Raw genomic sequence first — 20756 nt, forward strand, 5'->3', positions numbered from 1 at the left:
CTATACACAAGTACAGTCATCAAGGAGGGGGACATCTCTGTGTCAAAACAATTGCTTGCCTTAAATATAGATGGAGCGCTGCTTCGGTCGAACGGGAAGATTCATCAGGCAACGAAAGACGCGATTGAATATGTAAAGAAAAAAGGGATTTACGTCACACTTGTGACCAACCGTCATTTTCGCTCAGCACAGAAAATAGCGAAATCGCTAAAGCTTGATGCCAAGCTGATCACCCATAGCGGGGCATATATCGCTGAGAAAATTGACGCCCCGTTTTTTGAAAAAAGAATTTCTGATGATCATACCTTTAACATTGTTCAAGTGCTGGAGAGCTATCAATGTAATATTCGGCTTCTTCACGAAAAGTATTCCATCGGAAACAAGAAAAAGGTGAATTCGAATTTATTGGGGAAAGCACTCATTCATCCGTCTGACCCGATCTTTTATCCAGTCCAGTTCGTTGAATCATTAAGCGATCTCCTCATGGATGAGCCGGTGAGTGCACCCGTCATCGAGGTGTACACGGAGCACGACATTCAGCATGACATTACAGAAACGATTACAAAAGCCTTCCCTGCGGTGGACGTGATTCGCGTAAACGATGAGAAGCTGAATATCGTCCCGAAAGGTGTCTCGAAGGAAGCGGGTTTGGCCCTCGTCGCTTCAGAGCTGGGCCTGAGTATGGATGATGTCGTGGCCATTGGGCATCAGTATGACGATCTGCCGATGATCGAACTTGCCGGTCTTGGGGTAGCGATGGGGAATGCCGTTCCGGAAATTAAGAGAAAGGCAGATTGGGTTACAAGGTCCAATGACGAGCAAGGTGTCGCTTATATGATGAAGGAATATTTCCGAATGCAGCAGCGAAAAGGATTTCTTGATAAGTTCCACATGAAACGTGTGTAAAAAAGCCGCTCGCGCCCTGACAGGTGCGGCGGCTTTTTTGCCGGATTGATTTTAGCAGTTTATTTCTGTACACTAAAGAAAGTTTTGAATCTGATAAATTAGGTGATGAAGTTGCAAATTAAAATAGAAGGCATACATGATGACCGCCTGCATCGGCCTCTGCAAAATATTGCAAATTTGTTTTATGAAGAGTGCGAGCTTGCGTATGGCGGAGAGGAGCCCGCAGATTTTGTCATTTCTTTAGCGTTGTCACAAACGGATGAGCATGTGACGGTTTCGGGAGAAGTGAAGGGTACTGGCATAAAGGAACAGCATACAAAATTCTTTTCTCCCGGCATGAATGAAAAAGAAGCTTTTAAGCAAGTGAAAAACACAATTTCTTATGTGTATCTCAATCTTCTTCAGGCGCATACGGGCATTACGCAGAAGTGGGGAATCCTCACAGGAATCCGGCCCACAAAGCTGCTTCATAAAAAACTGCAAAGCGGAATGTCCAAGGAGCAAGCGCATGCTGAGTTGAAAAAAGACTATTTAATTCATGATGAAAAAATCATGCTAATGCAGGAAATTGTTGATCGTCAGCTGGCGGCAGTGCCGGATTTGTACCGAGTAAAGGATGAAGTCAGCATTTATATCGGCATTCCGTTCTGCCCGACAAAATGCGCGTATTGCACATTCCCTGCGTATGCCATCCAGGGACAGGCAGGCAGAGTCGGCTCATTCCTATGGGGACTGCATTACGAAATGCAGAAGATCGGTGAATGGCTGAAGGAGCATGATGTTAAGGTTACAACCATTTACTTTGGCGGCGGGACGCCGACAAGCATTACAGCGGAGGAGATGGATCTGCTGTATGAAGAAATGGTCCGCTCCTTCCCGGATGTGAAAAACATTCGTGAGATTACGGTGGAGGCCGGTCGTCCTGATACGATTACAGAAGAAAAACTCGCCGTTTTAAACAAATATGACATTGATCGGATCAGCATCAATCCGCAATCCTATGAAAACGAAACGCTAAAGGCGATCGGGCGGCACCATACGGTTGAAGAAACCATTGAGAAATATCATCTGTCACGCCAGCATGGCATGAATAATATCAACATGGACTTGATTATTGGTTTGCCTGGGGAAGGCGTGAAGGAGTTCAGGCACAGTCTTTCAGAAACAGAAAAACTGATGCCGGAATCCCTTACCGTTCATACTCTTTCATTTAAACGGGCGTCAGAAATGACGAGAAACAAACATAAGTACAAAGTTGCCGGCAGGGAAGAGGTTTCTCAAATGATGGAAGACGCGGTAGCCTGGACGAAAGAGCATGGGTACGTGCCTTATTATTTATACCGCCAGAAAAACATTCTTGGAAACCTTGAAAACGTCGGATACTCTTTGCCGGGACAAGAAAGCATCTACAACATTATGATTATGGAAGAGGTGCAGACGATTATTGGCATCGGCTGCGGCGCTGCTAGTAAATTTATTGATCGGGATACAGGGAAAATTACGCATTTTGCGAATCCGAAAGATCCGAAATCGTACAATGAGCGCTTCGAGCACTACACGGACGAAAAAATCAAATATTTAGAGCAGATTTTTGAAAAAACGACAAAGCAGCACTGATTACAGTGCTGCTTTTTTTATCCCTGTTTTTTTGCGGGCTGAACCTCAGGCTTCCATTTAAATACCTTGTTCAGCAAGCGGTAAATTCGTTTTGATTCCTTTGTGACAAGCGGTCCCAAAATCGCCAGAATGAGGACATATAATGCGGCAAACGGCTTTAATGTGGCCGACAGTCCGCCGGCTATTCCGAGATTCGCAACGATAATCGAAAATTCTCCCCGCGATACGATCGTCAGCCCGATATTCGATGAAGCCTTATGAGAAAGCCCTGCGCGTCGTCCTGCCACCATTCCGGCGATAAAATTTCCCAGAATGGTCAAAATCACTGCACCCAACGCAAGCCAAACCGCTTCACCAAGCGAAAACGGATCGATACTGAGGCCGAAGCTGAAAAAGAACATCGCACCGAAGAAGTCGCGAAACGGAACAACGAGGTGTTCAATCCTATCGGAATGCTCTGTTTCTGAAAAGACCAAACCGAGCAGCAGCGCGCCGATTGCTTCTGCTACATGAATCGTCTCGGAAAACCCGGCGATAAAAAAGAGCGCTGCGAAAATGACGATAATAAACACTTCGTTTGAGCGAATGTCCAACAGTTTGTTCAACAGCGGCGGGAGTTTTCTTGCTGCGATAAAAAACAGCAGCATATAACCGAAGGCGATCAAAATGGACAAGAGTGCACTCCCTACGGATGTCGCATCACCTAGTATAAGGCCGGAAACAACGGACAGATATACGGCAAGGAAAATATCTTCAAACATGATGATGCCGAGAATCAATTCGGTTTCCGGGTTGGCGGTTCTTTTTAAATCAACGAGCACTTTTGCGACAATCGCACTTGACGAGATTGTGATGACTCCTGCGAGGATGAGGACTTCCAGAAAGGAAAATCCAGTGATAAACCCGTAAAGCAGTCCGAGGCTGAAGTTAATCAAAATATAAATCGTCCCGCCGACCGCGATTGATTTTCCTGATTTGATTAACTTCCCGACAGAGAATTCGAGTCCGAGATAGAAGAGGAGGAACAGTACGCCCATTCGCCCGAAAAACTCGATGATTTCACTGCTTTGAATAAATGTTAGATCAATAATCCCCATTTTCGGCGCGTGCGGTCCAACAAGCATCCCCAGCACAATCAGAAACGGAATAATCGAAAATTTAATTTTATTGGCGATCACACTGGCGATTGCCACAAGCACAAGTGCAGTTCCGACTTCAAATACAAGATGGTCCATCGGGGCTCACACGCCCTCTCCAGAAAGAAAATCGTGAATCAGTTTCTTCAGATGCTTTCTCTCACCTGAGAGGACAAGGGTGTCATTTTCTTCAATAATCGAATCGGCTCCGGGATTTAGGAGCTTTTCCTGGTTGTGTTTGATAATGGCAATCACAGTGACATCGTAATTCTGGCGAACATCAAGCTCTCCGAGTGTGCGCCCGATCGATTTGGCGCCTTTTTCGACCTTAAACCATTCAATAATAAGATCGCTGAAGGCCATTTCGATGGACTCCAGAGCTTGCGGTTTATAGACCATGCCCCCGAGAATAGCTGCAATTTGCCTTGCTTCAGAATCATCCAATGAAATATTTGAAAGAAGCTCATCCGGGTCCCGGTCATTAAACCGGTAAATTTCCCTTCTTCCGTCATCATGAATGATAATCGTCATTTTTTCGTGGCTTCTTGTTTCGATTTCAAACTTTTTGCCGATGCCCGGCAGATCGTTTTCTTTAATATTCAATGAAAATCCCTCCGAATGTAGTGTTGGCAGTATGGGGTGAGTTACAAATAAAACTTGAGCAAATTATATTCGGAGGTAATTAGACTGGTATTTGACAGGGACGGCCCAAGCCTTTTCCAGCCTGTTTATCAGCGGTTCGTCAAGTGGTTTGACAGAGAGCTGCCTGACAGACTGTGCCAGCGGGCTGTACTCTTTGATCAGCTCAGCCGGGTGCATGCTGCCCGGCGACGGGGTTTTTGCCGATTGTGTTTCCTGCGGATATGAAGTCATAGGCACATAGCTGTCAGTGCTTGCTTCAAACTGGGAAGGCAGAACCACGTCCGAAGGGGGAAAGTACACCATAAATAAACTTAACAGAAAACTGATCAGCAATTTATCCATGTTCCTTTCCTCCCTTCTCATCAAGATATCCCTTCTTTTTCACTATATAAAACTTTATGTTTCCATTCAAACAATATGCATTTTTCAGTATCTATTGACCTTGAAAAATAAAAAGGTTTATTTGAGGATGGCGGGGAATGTATAGGAGAAAGAAAAAAAGTAAGCGCATACATGGAGGTGCTTTATATGGAGTTTGTTCAATATGCATGTAATGGGGCTGTTGCAGAGATTATCCTGAATCGGCCTGATGCCCATCACGCCCTGAATGAACAGATGCTGTCTGAATTGAAAGAGGCAGTCGAAATGGCGGCTGCAAGCGAGGCGCTCATCGTTCTCCTGAGAGGAAGCGGGAAAGGCTTTTCGGCCGGCGGTGATATCAAGATGATGACATCAGAGCATGACTCTGATCAATTTAAACGGCTGATGGATACGATTGAGGCTGTCACCCTGAATTTATATCAGATGAAGAAAGTGACAATTGCAGCCATTCATGGCGCTGCTGCGGGACTGGGCCTGAGTTTGGCGCTTTGTGCGGACATTGTGCTCGCTGAAAAAAACGCCGTCCTCGCGATGAATTTTATCGGCATTGGGCTTGTTCCGGACGGCGGAGGACATTATTTGCTGAAGAAAAGAATCGGTGAAGCAAAAGCGAAAAAACTGATTTGGAGCGGAAAAAAACTATCTGCCTCAGAAGCTGCCGATATGGGGCTTCTTGATGGGACATTTGCCGGAGACCCTGCCGAAGGCGCAAGACCCATTATCGAAACCCTGTTGGCCTCCCCTCTTTTGGCGATGATCGAAACGAAAGCTATTTTTCAAAGCCTCCAGATTGAAGAACTGAAAAAAGTGCTATCCCTTGAGCGCAGCGCCCAAGAGAGAATGAGAAGGACCAAGGATCACCAAGAAGGAATCCGTGCCTTTTTAGAAAAACGGGAGCCGAAGTTTCAAGCGTAACAGATCAGCCGGAAGCTGATCATCTGTGAAACAAAATCAGCTTTCCGGCTGCATTGACTAAACGATGAGTATGACTATGAAGCTCTTTTTCTTTTAAGAGGGCTTCACCATGCGTTTTTGCCGCTTCTTCATGTTCTGCCTCGAATCGCTCGTTTACCAGCGTGTTCCCCGAAGGATCAAATACGGTAAGGAAATAATCAGCCATCAGGTTTCTCCTCCATTTTAAGGTTCATCAGTCTTTCTTCATTTATATTCTAAAAAGGAAATCAAAATCCTTTATTATGCTTTATCCAAAATTAGTATATAATGGGTCAGGGAAGGAGGAGATTCAGTGCTTACAATTGATCACGTAACGAAGACATTTGGAGATTATAAAGCCGTTGACGGATTGGACTTAGATATTCCGGAACAGCAAATGTTCGGTCTGTTAGGCGCAAATGGAGCGGGAAAAACGACGACGTTTCGCATGATCCTAGGATTATTAAGCATTACGGAGGGCTCAATCAGCTGGAAGGGCCGACCTGTGAATTATCATATCAGCAACAAAATCGGTTATTTGCCGGAAGAGCGGGGCCTTTATCCGAAAATGAAGGTAAAGGATCAGCTTGTCTATCTCGCCAGATTAAAAGGGATGGAGAAGCGGGAGGCTGTAAAAGAGCTCGGGACATGGCTTGAACGCTTCAATATTACAGATTACGAGAATAAGAAGGTGGAAGAGCTTTCAAAGGGGAATCAGCAAAAAATCCAATTCATTTCGGCAGTTTTGCATAAGCCGGAGCTGCTTATTCTCGATGAACCTTTCAGCGGCCTGGACCCTGTCAATGTTGAGCTGCTAAAAGAGGCTGTGATCTCGCTGAAAAACAGCGGCGTTTCTATTTTATTTTCAAGCCACCGGATGGAACATGTGGAGGAGCTTTGTGAGAACCTTTGCATATTGCAGAAAGGAAGACCGGTCGTGCAAGGCAAGCTGAAGGAGATCAAGCGCTCCTTTGGCAAAAAGAACGTCACCATTCACTCCGATGACGATCTAAGCTTTTTGCAGTCTCATGAAGGCATTCTACAATGGAAGGAGACGGCCGACGGCGTCAAGCTGCAGATTGCCAATGAAGACATTTCTCAAGAGATTTTTGCGATGCTACAGGGAAAAGGGTTTATCAGAAAGTTTGAGCTTGAAGAGCCGTCACTGCATGATATTTTTATAGAAAAGGTGGGGGCCGTCTATGAATAAATTTTGGATCATGCTTTCTCATACATACAAAAATAAGATTATGGCAAAATCCTTTATTATTTCGACTGTCATCACGGTGCTGCTTGTTTTAGTTGTAACGAATCTGGAGTCGATCATTTCTTTGTTTCAAGGTGACGATGCGAAAGAAAAAATCGCCGTTGTTGATGAAACAAACGAATTATATCCGGTTTTTTCAAAGCAGCTGAAAGCGGTGGATACTGACGGCGATCTTGATGTGAAGCTGTCGAAGCAATCGGAGGATGAGGTCACAAAGCAAGTCAAAGATGAATCACTCGATGGCATGCTCATCATCAAACGAGATGAAAAAGGGACCATTTCAGGAACATATAAAGCGTTAACGATTTCTGATGAAAGCACGTATCAAACGCTGCAGCAGGCGCTGACGCAAACCAAAACAGCTGTCGGAACAGCGGAGCTCGGCGTGTCGCAGGAAACGATTAGCAGCCTTTATGCGCCCGTTACTGTGGGGCAGAAGGCGCTGAAAGAAGGGGCAAAGTCTGAGGAAGAGCTTGGCCAGACGGTAGGGCTTGTTTACATTATGCTGTTCGTCATTTATTTTTCGGTGATTATGTATGCCAGCATGATTGCGATGGAGGTCGCTACAGAAAAATCTTCGCGAGTTATGGAAATCCTGATCTCAAGTATGCCGCCGATCCAGCAAATGTTTGCAAAGCTGCTTGGTATCGGGCTTGTCGGGATCACACAGCTTGCTATTATTATAGGAGCCGGCTCTCTGTCGCTTAAGCTGAACCAAAAGAGCGAAACGGCTTCATCTGTCGGCGGATTCCTTAATCTGACCGACGTATCTGCAACCACTGTCATCTATGCTGTCATTTTCTTTTTGCTCGGATACTTTTTGTACGCGACACTTGCCGCGTTTCTCGGCAGTGTCGTCAGCAGAATAGAGGACGTGCAGCAAACGATCACGCCGATGACGCTTTTGGTTGTCGCCGGTTTTATGATCGCGATGTTCGGTTTGAATGCGCCTGACGCAGGATTTATTACGGTAACTTCGTTTATTCCGTTCTTTACGCCAATGATTATGTTCCTGCGCGTCGGCATGCTTGATATTCCGTTCTGGCAGGCGGCTGTCGGAATCGGAATCACACTGCTCACCATTGTCATACTGGCCGTTATCGGCGCCAGAATTTATAAAGGCGGTGTATTAATTTACGGCAATTCAAGCGCGTTCAAAGCGATCAAACAAGCGCTTCGTTTAGCGAAAAACTGATTGGAAAACAGCCTGGGGATTCTCAGGCTGTTTCTTTATTGACAGAACGTGCATTCGCAAGAATTCGGTGCTAAAATAAGGGTACTTCATCCTGGAAAGGAGCAGAATCTTGACTGATCTAACCTTTATTCATGCGGCAGATCTTCATCTTGACAGCCCGTTTTACGGGATATCGCATCTGCCGGAGCCGATTTTTGCCCGGATTAAAGAAAGCACGTTTGCAAGCGTGAGACATATGATAGACGCCGCAGTGAGAGAGCACGTTGATTTCATTTTGCTGGCGGGAGATCTGTTTGATGAAGCCAATCGAAGCTTAAAGGCTCAGCTCTTTTTGAAAAAACAGTTTGAAAGACTCAGAGAGTGCGGGATTTCGGTATACGTCATCTTTGGGAATCACGATCATCTTGGCGGGGAGTGGACGCCGATTGAATGGCCTGAGAATGTCCATATTTTTTCGTCCGCTGTTCCAGAAGAAAAATCGTTTTTTAAAGAAGGCAGGCGCATAGCAAGCATTTACGGCTTCAGCTATCAAGCCAGAGCAGTGACGGAAAACCAAGCCGCCCGCTATCGGAGATCAACTGACGCACCGTTTCATATCGGCATGCTCCACGGCACGCTGTCAGGATCTGAAGGACACGATCCGTATTGCCCGTTTACACATGACGACCTCGTGAAAAGCGGGATGGATTATTGGGCGCTTGGCCATATACATAAACGCCAGGTTCTATCTGCCGAGCATCCGGCAGTCATTTACCCGGGAAACACGCAAGCACGCCATATAAAGGAGACGGGAGATAAAGGCTATTATCTCGTTCATGTGACAAACGGAGATATATCTTATGAATTTCAGAGAGCGCATGATGTCCTGTGGGAAAAAGCGGCGGTTGATGTGACGGAGGCAAAGAATATGACAGCCCTCTTCCAAATGGTGGAGGACACGTTTTCGAAGCTGCGGAAAAAGGGGAGCCCTGTTTGTGTAAGGCTTGTTTTACAAGGGACGGCGCCGGAATGGCTGCTGGAGGCGCCAAAAGGCACCTTGGATGAGTTTCTTGAAGCTCTTCAGGAACAAGAAGCGGAAGAGGAACATTTCGTTTGGCCTCTTAGATTGGACGATGAGACAGAAAACGAAGCAAACCTAACAAACCTTGATCCTTTTTTTGGCGGTTTATTTGAAGACATTGATCGCAGCGATCTGTCAGACGTGCTGGAAGGGCTTGAGCGGCATCCAGTGTATAGAAGGCACGCGGACCGGTTTAGCCAAGAGGAGGTAAAGGAAATAAAAGAGCAGGCACAGATATTATTGAAAAGACAGCTTAAGGTGCTTGATACATGAGGCGGTGACAGCTTTGCGAATTATATCTTTACATATCTACCAATACGGAAAATTTTCCAATCGGACCTTTCACTTTTCCGCCTCTCCTGTCCAAGTCATCTACGGATTAAATGAGGCAGGAAAAACGACGATGATGTCATTCATTGAAAGCATGCTGTTCGGTTTTCCGAAAACGAAAAAATATGAACCGAAAACAGGCGGTGTCTACGGCGGTGTTCTTGAAGCTGAACATCCTGAGTATGGGGTGCTGAAGATCGAACGGACGAAAGGGACTGCCGAAAAACTAAGCGTGTACACAGAAAAGGGCGAAGTAAAGCAGGGAGATGTTTTAAAGCAGCTGTTCCAGGGCACAGACAGGTCGTTGTACAAAGCCATATATTCGTTCGACGTATTCGGGCTGCAGGAAATTCACGCCTTTAATCGGGACAAGATAGGGGAATTTTTGCTCTTTTCCAGCTTGTTTGGTGCTGAAGCCGTATCAAAGCTTGATTCAAGGCTGACGAAGGAAAGCGAAAGGCTCTATAAACCAAATGGGCGAAACCCTCAATTGAATCAGGAGCTGGAAACGCTTAAGCAGCTGGCAGTGAAGCTAAAACAGGCTGAAGCAGAGGAAGCGGGCTATCATCAGCTTCTCGAGGAAAAACGAACGCTTGTAGCCCGCCTTGCAGCCGCGGAAACCGAATTGAAAGAGACGGCGGGACATATCCGAATGATTGAGGGAGCGATTGAGCGAAAGCCGCTGCTAAATGAAAAAGCGACACTCGAACAGGTGATTGCAGAATATCCGGAACATGCAGGACAATTTCCTGCTGACGGCCTGCATCAGCTGGAAAAATACGAATCCCATCTTCACCCGAAATCAGCACAGCTTGAGGCGCTTCGGGTGAAGATGGCGGAGTTGGACAAACAGAGGCAAAAGCTTATCCCCGATAAAGAACTATTGGCGAAAGAAACGCTGATACAAGAGCTTTCGGCAGCGTTTCATATGTACCAATCCTGGGGAGAACAGCTGGCAGCCATTCAGGCACAGCTGCGCCAGACGTCTGCGCAGACAGCGGCAGGGCTGGAACAGCTCAATAAAACGGATGAAAATGAGCTCCTGAATATGAACACCTCATATGATTATGAATGGCAGCTTCAGCAAGCGGTGCAGCAATATGTACAGGCAAGAGACAGAAAACGGCAGCTTGACGAGACATTTGAACTTGCCCGGCAAGAGCTGGAAGACACGGAAAAGGCCGTTCGTGCCGCTTCGTCCGCGATTCTTGAAGATAGCCAAAGAAAAGATAAAGAAGCTGCTCTTAGAGCATATGATGAAACACAGGGGCAGCACCAAGAGCAAGCGAAGCTCAGAGAACAGCTAACGTTTTTTGAAAGACAGCAGGCTAAACAGAAAAAGACTGTCATTGCAGCTGGTATGTTGTTCATCGTTCTCTTTTCTCTGCTGCAGCAATGGATTCCCGCCATAAGTTTCGGCGCTGCACTTATTGTGTATTGGCTTGTATCAGGAAAATCGTCTTCTCGAAACAGCCGAGAGACAAGACAGCCCATGACGGATATTTCACCAGCAGAAGCTGAAATGCTTAGAGAAGCGTTATGGGAGGATGACCGCAATAAGCAGCACCTTCTCACACAGCGTGCAGCGCTCCAGCAAAAGGAGGCGGCGTATGAAAGGGTCATCCAGCAGTTTGAACAGTGGGAAGCCGAAATGGCGCCGTCCTTTACACAGGTTGAGCGTTTTATGAATGAGCTCGGATTTAAGGAAGATCCATCATTTTTGCTTGATGCATACAGCTTAATGAAGGATGTTAAAAAAGAAGTGAAGAAAAAGCATGAGCTGACCATTGAAGCAGGCAGGCTGAAAAAGCACCGGAGAACATTCGAAGAACGCGTCAGTATGCTTCTTCCCGTGAATCAGAGTCAGGATATCTCCATTTCGGACGCCCTTCACACATTGCGGAAAAACATTGAACGTGAAAAAGAAATTGAGAAGCAAAAAAAGGAAATTGAAACAGATATTCATTATACAAAGGAACAGATGCTTGAACTTGAGCAAGAAATACAGTATTTCCACGCACAGATTGAACAGTTATTTGCCGCGGCTGCTGCAAAAGACAGAGATGCGTTTTTTGCCATAGCCGACATCAGCAGGCAATTGAAGGATACGGAGAACAAGCTTCATCACGTAAACGCACAGCTTCAAGGCGGGTACCCGGAGGAACTTGAACTGGCGGATTCCAATACGCTTTCTGAATTGAAAGATAAGCAATTTGTTGAGAATGAAAGAAAAGAGCGGCTGACTGAGGAGATCGAGCAGCTCCGCAGCCAAATCGCACTGCTCTCAGTCAAACAGGAACAATTAGAGGCTTCGGGATTGGTCTCAGACCTCAAGCTTCAAACCGAAATGCAAAAAGAACGTGTAAAAGAAACGGCTAAAAAATGGGCCTCGATACAAATGGTCAAACAGGTGATCAGAAACAAATTGGAGCGGCATAAAAAAATCGAGCTTCCGCGCCTTCTAGAGTCGGCAGGAGAATTCTTCCGCCCTCTGACTGACGGAAACTACCAAACCATTTATTTTTCCGAAACGGATGATTCGATCATGGTTATGCATCGCGATGGAACTGTCTATCATGCGGAAGAGCTGTCACAAGGGACGTGTGAACAGCTGTATACAGCGATCCGATTTGCTTTGGCCGTTACGCGCCAGGGTGGGTCAAAGCTTCCGTTCCAGCTTGACGACAGTTTTGTTCATTTTGATCAGGAAAGGCTGAAACGTGTATTACATGTTCTGTATGATTTATCTGAAGGCGGTAGGCAGATTTTGTATTTTACATGCCATGAGCACGTAAAAGATGCATTTCATAGCAGCCAAATCATCCATTTGGTCTCATAAAAGAGGTTCTATAGCTGAAAATCGGTATGTGATATACTGGTATTATGTAAGATACGGAGGGAGCTTTAATAGAATGGCTAAAGGGATTATGCTACATGAGGTTGGCGAACAGGTGGACCAGTATCTATTGATTAAATCCTCGACGAAAGGGATTGCAAGCAATGGAAAACCGTTTTTGACGCTGATGCTGCAAGACCAGTCAGGCGATATTGAAGCGAAGCTGTGGGATGCCAAGCAAAGTGATGAAGTGACCTATGCGCCGCAGACGATTGTCAAGGTCGTCGGCGATGTTCATCATTATCGCGGACGCACCCAGCTGAAGTTAAGAAATATCAGACCGGTAAGCGAGCAAGAAAACGTCAATATTGATGATTTTTTAGAAACCGCGCCGATTCCAAAAAATGAAATGATGGATACCATCACTCAATATATATTTGAAATGAAAAATCCGAATATCCAGCGAATCACAAGGTTTTTGGTTAAAAAACACGAAGCTGAGTTTATGGATTATCCGGCGGCTACGAAAAACCACCATGAGTTTGTCTCAGGTTTGGCGTATCATGTTGTCTCTATGCTGAACCTGGCGAAGGCAATAGCAGATTTATATCCTTCTCTTGATCGTGATCTGCTTTACGCCGGTGTCATCCTGCATGATCTTGGAAAAGTGAAGGAGCTGTCCGGCCCTGTTTCCACTTCATATACGGTTGAAGGCAATTTGCTTGGCCATATTTCCATCATGGTGACAGAGCTTTCAAAAGCGGCTGAGGAGCTTCAAATCGATTCTGAAGAGGTGTTAATTCTTCAGCATTTGATTTTGAGTCACCACGGCAAAGCAGAATGGGGCAGCCCGAAACCGCCGATGGTGAAAGAAGCGGAAATTCTTCACTATATAGACAATCTGGATGCAAAAATGAATATGATGGACAGAGCGCTTGAGCGCGTGAAGCCTGGCGAGTATACTGAACGTGTATTCGCACTGGAAAACCGTTCCTTTTATAAACCGACATTTCATAAATAACGTAAAAAGGACTGATGCTGACATATTCAGCTCAGTCCTTTTTGATGCGTCTTTCCCGCACATAACTCGTCTCATTCCCGCATATGGTTAAGAATAAAGAATCTATGCAAAGGGGGAGGAGCCCGTGTTATTTTTTCCGTGGTGGGTGTATCTTTGTATTGTAGGCATTATTTTCAGCGCATATAAACTTGTGGCGGCAGCCAAAGAGGAAGAAAAAGTAGACCAGGCTTTTATTGAAAAAGAAGGGCAGATTTATATGGAGAGGATGGAAAAGGAGCGAGAACGCCGCAGTTCTCAGCAGCATGAAGAAGAAAATCAAAACCATTCCATCGCATAAAAAAAGCTGTGCGGCTCAATGAGCCTGCACAGCTTTTTTATTATTTGGAACTGCTTGAAGATGAAGAAGTGCTGTTGCTTGTTGAAGATGTATTAAATGTGTCTTTCAGATCTTTATCTTTTACTTCGATGTCAGCTTTCTTCATGACTTTTTGAACAGCTTCCTGAACAGCTGCGTTGTCATTTAATTTTTGTTCAAGCACTTCAGATTTCAGTTCTTTTTTCATATCATCGTATTTGCCGCGTTCTTCTGTCTTTTTAATGATATGGTAGCCGTATTGCGTTTTGACAGGGTCACTGACTTCACCTGTTTTTAATTTGAATGCAGCTTTGCTGAATGTTTCGTCCATTTGGCCTTCTTTTGCGAACCAGCCAAGATCCCCGCCTTTTGAAGCAGAGCTGTCTGTTGAGTATTCTTTTGCAAGGTCTTCAAACTTCTCGCCTTTTTTCAGCTTTTTCTCTACTTCTTCAGCTGTCTTTTTATCAGCAACAAGGATGTGGCTTGCACGGATTTTGCCTTTTAAGCCTTCCCAGTACTCTTTGATGTCGGCGTCTGTTACTTTGATGTTATCTTTAGCCGCTTTTTGTGTCAGCAATTCATATTTTACTTGTTCTTTTAGGTAATCTTTGCCATATTGCTTTTCGAGGGCAGTATATTGATCGCCAAGCTGCGTTTTGTATTCTTTCAGCTTGTTGTCAATTTCTTTATCCGAAACTTTATACTTCTTGTCCAATACTTTTTCTTGCACTAGCTGTGTCAGTACGCTTGCGCCAGCTGTTTTCTTCATGTTTGTGTAAAGCTCGCCTTTTGTGACATCGCCTGCGTCAGTTTTTGCGATGACTTCTTTGTCGCCGCTGCTGCATGCACTGAGAGCGAGGATGCTTGTAGCAGTGATAGCTGCTATTGCGATTTTCTTCATTGTTTTCAAACACTCCTAATCATTCCAAATTAAATTACCTATGCGTATCATAACATATTGTGGCTTTCTGTAAAAAGATTTTAAATAAAGGGCATTCGTCTAGTCAAACTTTTGCTGATGACATACTTATATATTGATCAAGAAAAGGAGGTATGTAACATGAGCGGAGGATACTCTAACGGATTCGCGTTGCTCGTAGTACTGTTCATTTTGCTTATCATCGTAGGTGCAGCTTACATCTACTAAGCAGACCGAGGATCGCTTGCAACATAAGCGATCCTTTATTTTCACTAGCGCCTAATCGTTTCAAACATGAATTGCATAACATGTAATTGGTAAATAAAGCTTATTACAGGAGGTGCTTTTTAAGATGGGTGAAGTATTTGCAGGCGGATTCGCTTTATTGGTTGTGTTATTTATTTTATTGATTATCATCGGCGCTTCTTGGCTGTACTAATCAACATAAAAAAGCATAGCTGCTTAATCAGCAGCTATGCTTTCTTTCGTATTTACACTGTAAAGGAGATCTCCACAAACGAAGAGATCAGTAAAATTAATATAGATACATTAATAAATCGGAATACCTTATCTTGCCGCTCTTCAGGAATCTCTCTGACAAGGCATAATGTATTGGTGAGCCTGTTTATGAAATATAAAATAAACACGGCAGCCACGATAAAATAGAATAAAATGATGGGAGATTCCCCCTCTCTCTGAACTGTCCCATATTACATTACCAAATATTTATTAAAAAAGATAGAATGCAAATTGAAAAATCGCCACCAGCACCAGGGTTTGACTACTTTTCAACAAGAATATCCAAGCCGTCAGCTTCCTGATCAATAAAAGCGGTTTTCGGTGCTTTTATCAGCTTGAGAGCCAGCAGGAAATCAGGCAGACAGTAGCCGGCGTGAATGCCCGAGATCATGCAAAAATAATGAGCGTGATTCGGAAATGCCAGTGCTGCGTAAAACAATACCGGTGTAATCAGCAAGAACGGGCTGACGAGTGAAATCAGCATTGTTGTTTTTGGTATACGTTTCCATGTGCGCATGCGCAATATGTAAAACTTTTTTTCTATTTTTCTTTTTTTGCAGATGATTGGCAGGACATGGATGACTTTATGTACAAATAAAATAACGACGAGCAAACCGCCGAATAAAGATACATATTCATCGCTTAAGCTTGTGCCAGGCCGCAGCAGCTCAAAAGCTAAAAAGGTAGATATAAAAACCAAAATCATAAAACATACAGCAGTTAATATTATGCGAACGGCGCCATAATCCTTCATGAGATTTATGGTCTTCCAGCAATTCATCAAAGTCATCCTTCCATACATCTTGAATAGAATCTCAAAATAATTTACTCCTCCCAAGAGAAAAAATCAATGCTTTTTTAAGAAAAAATATCATCCGGCAGGTATTTTTTTGAAACAAGCAAACAAACTGCGAAATATGGGGTTAGAACTTTCTTCTCAGTGAATTATCAGCTAAAATAAGATTAAAGATAGAAAGAAGTGGTGTGGATGGATTCGATGGATCATCGCATTGAGCGATTAGAATATTACATACAATTATTAGTGAAAACAGTAGATATGGACAGGTACCCCTTCTATGCGCTTCTCATTGACAAAGGGCTGAGCAAGGAAGAAGGGGAAGCGGTTATGAGGATATGCGATGAATTGTCGGAAGAGCTGGCAACACAAAAAGCGCAAGGATTTGTAACCTTTGATAAGCTCCTTGCGCTTTTTGCCGGACAGCTGAATGAAAAATTAGATGTTCATGAAACGATTTTTGCCCTGTATGAGCAGGGGCTTTATCAAGAGCTGATGGAAGTCTTTATCGACATCATGAAGCATTTTGATTAACTGTTTACAGGTTCAAGCTCTTCAGCCGGTTCATCCGCCGCACTGTCCTTTGCTTTTTTCTTCAGTTTTCCGTTTACGCTTTCAAAGTCATTGTCAATATTGGTGAGTGACGTTTCGAAAATTTCCATAAAATCATCGCCGTAGATATGGCGTATCATACACATCATTTCTGCCACTTCAGGAAATTTTCCGAATAAATGATACAAAGGCTGTGACCCTTTAAAAACAGCGTTGCGTGTCGGATCAAATTCCTCAAGCAAGCTCCAGAATACCTCGGTACCTTCCTCAGTCAATTGGACATATGTGTTCCTTTTATCATTCAGCCGTTTGGAGAACCTTAAATATCCCCGTTCTTCCAGCTTTTTTGAAAAGTTGAATGCGGTTGATACGTGCATGACCCCGAACTTCGCGATTTCAGAAATGGAAGCTCCATTCAATTGATACGCAATCCATAAAATATGATGCTCATTAATATTCAGGTCATACGGTTTGAGCCATTGCTGCCAATCCTTCTCGATTGATTTCCAAAGCGCCTTGCTAAGCTGAGCCATTTTCTGGGTGAAGACCAGAGCTTCTTTCACATCATAGGGCGGTTCCACTCGATTCATTACGTCACCTGCTTCTCTTTTTCTTTTTCTCTATTATGCCAATAAAATAAAGATTAATAAAGATGAAAATGTAAGAATTTTTTAATAAATTCACAAACCATTGCGGCGGAAGGGTTTTTCGGCCAAAAAAAATACGGGTCCAATTTTGGCCCGCATTTTTTTCTTTTGAATAGGATATTAGTTTTGTAAGGTTTTCTCCAGCTGTCTGATTTTCTCTTCGATATCGGCAATTTCTTTTTGCAGATCCTGCTGGTGAGGCTTGATCTCTTCCTGCCATTTTTTAATTGACGTTTGGAGCTCGCCGCCCACGTCTTTAATAACATCCGTGCTTTCTTTTGCCGCTTTGATCAGCTGGTCTTTTAAAGCAAGCCCGTCTGACTTTAAGCGTTTGATTGTTTCTTCAAAAGAATCATAATTGGTTTTCATTTTTTCACGCAGCTGCTTTCCTGAGGAAGGTGCAGTAAGAAGAACCGCTGCTCCTCCGATGATGCCGCCTACGAATAGTCCTGTTAATAGAGAACGTCCGCTCGCCATTACAATCACCCCGTCTTTTTCTTCAAATAGGATTCATTCCATTTTTCATTTTTGTTGAAAGCCTGAACTTCTATACATAGCTTGCTTTATTTTAGCATATTTTTTAAGTGAAAAGGAGGGAGAAGGTTGTCTGTCTTTTTGATTGTGTTATCCTGCATCACCCTTGCCTTCGCTTCAGGCGCTGTTTACTATATCAGACTTCTCAGCCAGGCTGCTTCTTATCCGCCCAAGAAAGTCATCCGGCAGAAAGCGCTTGTTTGTTCAACCGGAACCGCCTTTACACTATGTCTTATCTTTTTCACAAAACTCCTCGCTTAAAACATGCTGACATGCTGCGGACGCTCTGTTCAAAAAAACCTCTCCCGGAAGCGGAAGAGGTTTTGTGTGACAATTATTTAGCAGCTTCCATAAAGCTTGAACGTCTTAAAATGGTTTGCACAATCGGATAAATAATGATCATTGAGATTGTATTCAGCACAGCGGCCGGCAGAACAACAGCCGCGAACAATGCGGCGAAACCGCCCGGCAAACCGACGATCAATAAAGCTGACGATAGAAACACAATTCCTGATAAGATGGTCCCGATCACTGTCAGCACAGCGGCTGCACCTGTTTTTCGGCTCTTTCTGAACAAAAGAAACAGGGAGAAGAACAGAAACGCTGATACCGGTTTATCAATGATGTTAGGGATCTGTCCAGCTGGAAACGCGGTTGTAAGCGCGGAAATGATTCCGGTCACGATCCCGATGACGAGTACATTTTGCACCCGCGGGAACAGCAGAATGCCCATGAACATCATGATCAGCATCATATCTGGTTTCATGCCGCCTAAAAAGGGCGGAATAATGGAATGAAGCGCTGCGCCGATTGCGGCAAACAGAGCCATAATGACTAACTCTTTTGTTTTCATAACTATGCTCTCCTCTGCTAAGCTTTTTGCCCTCCAATAATATGCTCATCATTTATTGCGAAGGCTTTACAGAATGTGTTATGCAAACAGTATACCAAACGGACGGTTTGCATAGCCAGACTTTTTACTCATTTTTCTGCTGGAATTTCTTCATGAACGCAGCTAATTTTTCACAGTCTTCGAGAGAGACCGCGTTATAAATAGAAGCGCGGCAGCCTCCCACCGAACGGTGTCCGCCAAGGCCGATCATCTTCGCATCTTTTGCTTTCTGAACGAATGTTTTCGTTAATTCGTCATCCCGAAGCGTGAAGGTGACATTCATGCGTGAGCGGCTGTCCTTTCTGGCATGTCCTTTATAGAAGCCGTTGCTTTCATCAATACAGCTGTAGAGAACCTGCGCTTTTTGTTCATTGCGCTGTTCAACAGCTTCCACACCGCCGTTTTCCTTGAGCCATTCCAGAACAAGGCTCAGCATATAAATCGCAAATGTCGGCGGAGTGTTGTAGAGTGAATCCGCTTTGACATGCGTGGAATATTTCAGGATTTTTGGGACGTTCGCATTTTCATTTTGCAGCCAGCTTTTTTTCATGATGACTACAGTCACGCCGGAAGGACCGAGGTTCTTTTGGGCGCCTCCGTAGATCACGTCAAATTTAGACACATCGATTTTTCTGCTTAAAATATCGCTGGACATGTCGGCTACGAGCGGAATTGGAGAATTCGGAAACTCCTGCCACTGAGTGCCGAAAATTGTATTGTTGGATGTGATATGTAAATATGCGCCGTCTTTTACATCCGTAAGGTCAACCTCTGGAATATAGCTGTAATTGTCTGTTTCACTTGTAGCGGTGATAGACGTGTTCCCGAACAGTTTCGTTTCTGCCAGTGCTTTTTCAGACCAAGCGCCTGTCATGACAAAATGTGCGGTTTTTTCAGGTGTTAAAAAGTTCATCGGAAGCATTGAGAATTGAAGGCTTGCCCCGCCTTGAAGAAACAAGATATCGTAATCTTCCGGAATGCCCATCAGTTCGATTAAGAGGCTTTTCGCTTTTTGGTGCACCGCTTCATACTCTTTGCTGCGGTGGGAAAGCTCCATAACAGACATGCCGGATTCGTTAAAATCAATAAATTCTTTCTGTGCTTTTTCCAGAACTTCCAGTGGCAGCGCTGCAGGACCTGCGTTAAAATTCGTTGTACGTTCCATTATGATCTCTCCCTGTTTTCCACGTTAATGTATAAAATAATACAATTATCCTATCACAAAAATTCAGTTTTTTGATAAAAAATTAGAATAATCAAAAGAAATTGACGGATGTTTACGAAATGTTCACAAAATAAAATAACCTCATCTTATGATGAGGCCAGGCGTTTTGCGATAGAGGAAGAGATGTTCTGCAGATCTTCCGGTTTATAATCATCAGCATGGGTTTTCCAAACCGCTCCGAATCCATCTCCTTTTCCGTAGCGAGGGATAATATGCATATGGTAGTGGAACACAGATTGTCCAGCTTTTTCGCCGTTATTGTTCAGCGTATTTAAGCCGATCGGTTCAAATTCATCCCGGATAGCGCGGGCGATTTTTGGAACAGCATGGAAATATTGTTTTGCTAATTCATCTGTAAATTCATATACATTCTCAATATGTGTTTTCGGAATGACAAGCGTATGGCCTTTTGTCACTTGGCTGATATCAAGAAAGGCAAGTACATGTTCATCTTCATACACCTTCGCGGATGGAATGTCGCCGGCAATAATTTTACAAAAGATACAATTCTCTGCACAATGCATGAGGGTTCCTCCTTATGAAATTGTTTAGTATGTATACACTCATCGTACCACAGAAATGCAGAAAATAGAAAACAGGATGAACGGCGAGCGTTCACCCTGAATGCAGAGGAAGAGCTTATATGAAGAAAATGTGTTATGCCTTTGGTAAGCACCTCATTTGTCAATAAAATGAAGACTTGTTTAATGCCTAACGATTCCTGCGATAAACACCTCATTTGACAATTTGCTTCATACATGAAGAATTCATCAATTCAGTGAAGAGAAATGGTTTGAGCATTGGACATGTTTATTTTCTATCCAACTGTTTCTAAGACGTCTTTGACAAACACCTCATTTTTCAGTTGATATGCTTTTCCTCTACAACTATTATGATGTCCAGAACCCTGTCTCTTTATGACAGCAAATTCATCATTTGTTAAAAGGGAATTGTTTCAAATCAGGCCTTGTTTTTGGTACTATGAAGAAAAAC

25 protein-coding genes are annotated in these 20756 nt (G+C 44.0%); 13 read left to right on the forward strand and 12 right to left on the reverse strand.

What is annotated here, in order from left to right:
* Nucleotides 1-39: 39 nt before the first annotated feature.
* Both FB592_RS06060 and FB592_RS06065 read left to right on the forward strand, forming a co-directional pair.
* Entirely contained in the window at nt 40-906 is an 867-nt protein-coding gene (locus FB592_RS06060; RefSeq protein ID WP_003233277.1) for a Cof-type HAD-IIB family hydrolase, read from the forward strand.
* A gap of 111 nt (nt 907-1017) precedes the next feature.
* Nucleotides 1018-2523: a coproporphyrinogen III oxidase gene (locus FB592_RS06065; RefSeq protein WP_014479327.1), complete on the forward strand. Its 1506-nt coding sequence runs from the start codon at nt 1018-1020 to the stop codon at nt 2521-2523.
* A gap of 17 nt (nt 2524-2540) precedes the next feature.
* Here FB592_RS06065 and khtU read toward each other — a convergent pair whose 3' ends face one another.
* From khtU to khtS, 3 genes are all read right to left on the reverse strand, one after another.
* Nucleotides 2541-3758 carry a K(+)/H(+) antiporter subunit KhtU gene (gene khtU, locus FB592_RS06070; protein ID WP_003233272.1) on the reverse strand — a complete coding sequence of 406 codons (1218 nt, stop codon included), beginning with the start codon at nt 3756-3758 and terminating at the stop codon, nt 2541-2543.
* 6 nt (nt 3759-3764) lie between these two features.
* Complete coding sequence (khtT, locus tag FB592_RS06075; RefSeq protein ID WP_003233269.1) at nt 3765-4262, reverse strand: K(+)/H(+) antiporter subunit KhtT; 498 nt, start codon at nt 4260-4262, stop codon at nt 3765-3767.
* Nucleotides 4263-4325: 63 nt separating this feature from the next.
* Nucleotides 4326-4664, reverse strand: coding sequence for a K(+)/H(+) antiporter modulator KhtS (gene khtS, locus FB592_RS06080; protein WP_080286178.1), 339 nt, complete (start codon nt 4662-4664; stop codon nt 4326-4328).
* Between the two features lie 165 nt (nt 4665-4829).
* On the opposite strand from khtS, the gene FB592_RS06085 reads away from it, so the two are divergent.
* Nucleotides 4830-5597, forward strand: a complete 768-nt coding sequence (locus tag FB592_RS06085; protein ID WP_015715595.1) for an enoyl-CoA hydratase — start codon at nt 4830-4832, stop codon at nt 5595-5597.
* Between the two features lie 19 nt (nt 5598-5616).
* Here FB592_RS06085 and FB592_RS06090 read toward each other — a convergent pair whose 3' ends face one another.
* On the reverse strand, nt 5617-5802 hold the full coding sequence (locus FB592_RS06090) for a YhzD family protein (protein WP_015715596.1): 186 nt from the start codon (nt 5800-5802) through the stop codon (nt 5617-5619).
* A 126-nt stretch (nt 5803-5928) separates the two neighbouring features.
* Here FB592_RS06090 and FB592_RS06095 point away from each other — a divergent pair, with 126 nt between their 5' ends.
* From FB592_RS06095 to yhaL, 6 genes are all read left to right on the forward strand, one after another.
* Nucleotides 5929-6825, forward strand: a complete 897-nt coding sequence (locus FB592_RS06095; protein WP_032725309.1) for an ABC transporter ATP-binding protein — start codon at nt 5929-5931, stop codon at nt 6823-6825.
* Nucleotides 6818-8077, forward strand: coding sequence for an ABC transporter permease (locus FB592_RS06100; protein WP_003244912.1), 1260 nt, complete (start codon nt 6818-6820; stop codon nt 8075-8077). Before FB592_RS06095 ends, FB592_RS06100 begins: the two co-directional genes overlap by 8 nt.
* Nucleotides 8078-8183: 106 nt before the next feature.
* Nucleotides 8184-9410 carry a metallophosphoesterase family protein gene (locus tag FB592_RS06105; protein WP_014479332.1) on the forward strand — a complete coding sequence of 409 codons (1227 nt, stop codon included), beginning with the start codon at nt 8184-8186 and terminating at the stop codon, nt 9408-9410.
* A gap of 4 nt (nt 9411-9414) precedes the next feature.
* On the forward strand, nt 9415-12306 hold the full coding sequence (sbcE, locus tag FB592_RS06110; protein ID WP_129110487.1) for a DNA repair/recombination ATPase SbcE: 2892 nt from the start codon (nt 9415-9417) through the stop codon (nt 12304-12306).
* A 73-nt stretch (nt 12307-12379) separates the two neighbouring features.
* Complete coding sequence (gene yhaM, locus FB592_RS06115) at nt 12380-13324, forward strand: 3'-5' exoribonuclease YhaM (protein WP_003245698.1); 945 nt, start codon at nt 12380-12382, stop codon at nt 13322-13324.
* 124 nt (nt 13325-13448) lie between these two features.
* A complete protein-coding gene (gene yhaL / locus FB592_RS06120) occupies nt 13449-13661 on the forward strand; it encodes a sporulation protein YhaL (RefSeq protein WP_003233252.1) in 213 nt (70 codons plus the stop codon).
* 40 nt (nt 13662-13701) lie between these two features.
* On the opposite strand, the gene prsA is transcribed toward yhaL, so the two are convergent.
* Nucleotides 13702-14580 (reverse strand): peptidylprolyl isomerase PrsA, encoded by an 879-nt coding sequence (gene prsA, locus FB592_RS06125; RefSeq protein WP_014476317.1) that lies wholly within the window; start codon nt 14578-14580, stop codon nt 13702-13704.
* A 159-nt stretch (nt 14581-14739) separates the two neighbouring features.
* Here prsA and yhzE1 point away from each other — a divergent pair, with 159 nt between their 5' ends.
* Nucleotides 14740-14826 (forward strand): sporulation protein YhzE1, encoded by an 87-nt coding sequence (gene yhzE1, locus FB592_RS06130; RefSeq protein ID WP_003327753.1) that lies wholly within the window; start codon nt 14740-14742, stop codon nt 14824-14826.
* Nucleotides 14827-14950: 124 nt separating this feature from the next.
* Nucleotides 14951-15037 (forward strand): sporulation protein YhzE2, encoded by an 87-nt coding sequence (yhzE2, locus tag FB592_RS06135; protein ID WP_003155248.1) that lies wholly within the window; start codon nt 14951-14953, stop codon nt 15035-15037.
* Between the two features lie 52 nt (nt 15038-15089).
* Here yhzE2 and FB592_RS06140 read toward each other — a convergent pair whose 3' ends face one another.
* Both FB592_RS06140 and FB592_RS06145 read right to left on the reverse strand, forming a co-directional pair.
* Nucleotides 15090-15272: a hypothetical protein gene (locus FB592_RS06140; protein WP_024571667.1), complete on the reverse strand. Its 183-nt coding sequence runs from the start codon at nt 15270-15272 to the stop codon at nt 15090-15092.
* Nucleotides 15273-15379: 107 nt separating this feature from the next.
* On the reverse strand, nt 15380-15898 hold the full coding sequence (locus tag FB592_RS06145) for a DUF3267 domain-containing protein (protein WP_003245590.1): 519 nt from the start codon (nt 15896-15898) through the stop codon (nt 15380-15382).
* A 207-nt stretch (nt 15899-16105) separates the two neighbouring features.
* Here FB592_RS06145 and FB592_RS06150 point away from each other — a divergent pair, with 207 nt between their 5' ends.
* Nucleotides 16106-16447, forward strand: a complete 342-nt coding sequence (locus FB592_RS06150; RefSeq protein WP_009966921.1) for a YhaI family protein — start codon at nt 16106-16108, stop codon at nt 16445-16447.
* Here FB592_RS06150 and FB592_RS06155 read toward each other — a convergent pair.
* Nucleotides 16444-17055: an HTH-type transcriptional regulator Hpr gene (locus FB592_RS06155; RefSeq protein ID WP_003239501.1), complete on the reverse strand. Its 612-nt coding sequence runs from the start codon at nt 17053-17055 to the stop codon at nt 16444-16446. The two genes, FB592_RS06150 and FB592_RS06155, sit on opposite strands and share 4 nt — an antisense overlap.
* A 177-nt stretch (nt 17056-17232) precedes the next feature.
* On the reverse strand, nt 17233-17589 hold the full coding sequence (locus FB592_RS06160; protein WP_003245875.1) for a YtxH domain-containing protein: 357 nt from the start codon (nt 17587-17589) through the stop codon (nt 17233-17235).
* Between the two features lie 126 nt (nt 17590-17715).
* Between FB592_RS06160 and yhzF the strand changes: the two genes are divergently transcribed.
* Entirely contained in the window at nt 17716-17907 is a 192-nt protein-coding gene (gene yhzF, locus FB592_RS06165; RefSeq protein WP_014476318.1) for a membrane protein YhzF, read from the forward strand.
* Nucleotides 17908-17980: 73 nt separating this feature from the next.
* Here yhzF and trpP read toward each other — a convergent pair whose 3' ends face one another.
* The 3 genes from trpP to FB592_RS06180 all read right to left on the reverse strand — a co-directional run bounded on the left by trpP (nt 17981) and on the right by FB592_RS06180 (nt 20287).
* Nucleotides 17981-18499 (reverse strand): tryptophan transporter TrpP, encoded by a 519-nt coding sequence (gene trpP, locus FB592_RS06170; RefSeq protein ID WP_003233236.1) that lies wholly within the window; start codon nt 18497-18499, stop codon nt 17981-17983.
* Between the two features lie 124 nt (nt 18500-18623).
* The gene (serC, locus tag FB592_RS06175) at nt 18624-19703 is read right to left on the reverse strand and encodes a 3-phosphoserine/phosphohydroxythreonine transaminase (protein WP_141949378.1); all 1080 of its coding nucleotides are present in this window, start codon (nt 19701-19703) and stop codon (nt 18624-18626) included.
* Between the two features lie 146 nt (nt 19704-19849).
* Nucleotides 19850-20287 (reverse strand): HIT family protein, encoded by a 438-nt coding sequence (locus tag FB592_RS06180; protein WP_003233231.1) that lies wholly within the window; start codon nt 20285-20287, stop codon nt 19850-19852.
* Nucleotides 20288-20756: the final 469 nt, after the last annotated feature.

The sequence above is a fragment of the Bacillus sp. SJZ110 genome, from assembly GCF_006715455.1.
In the GTDB taxonomy this organism is placed as follows: Bacteria; Bacillota; Bacilli; order Bacillales; family Bacillaceae; genus Bacillus; species Bacillus subtilis.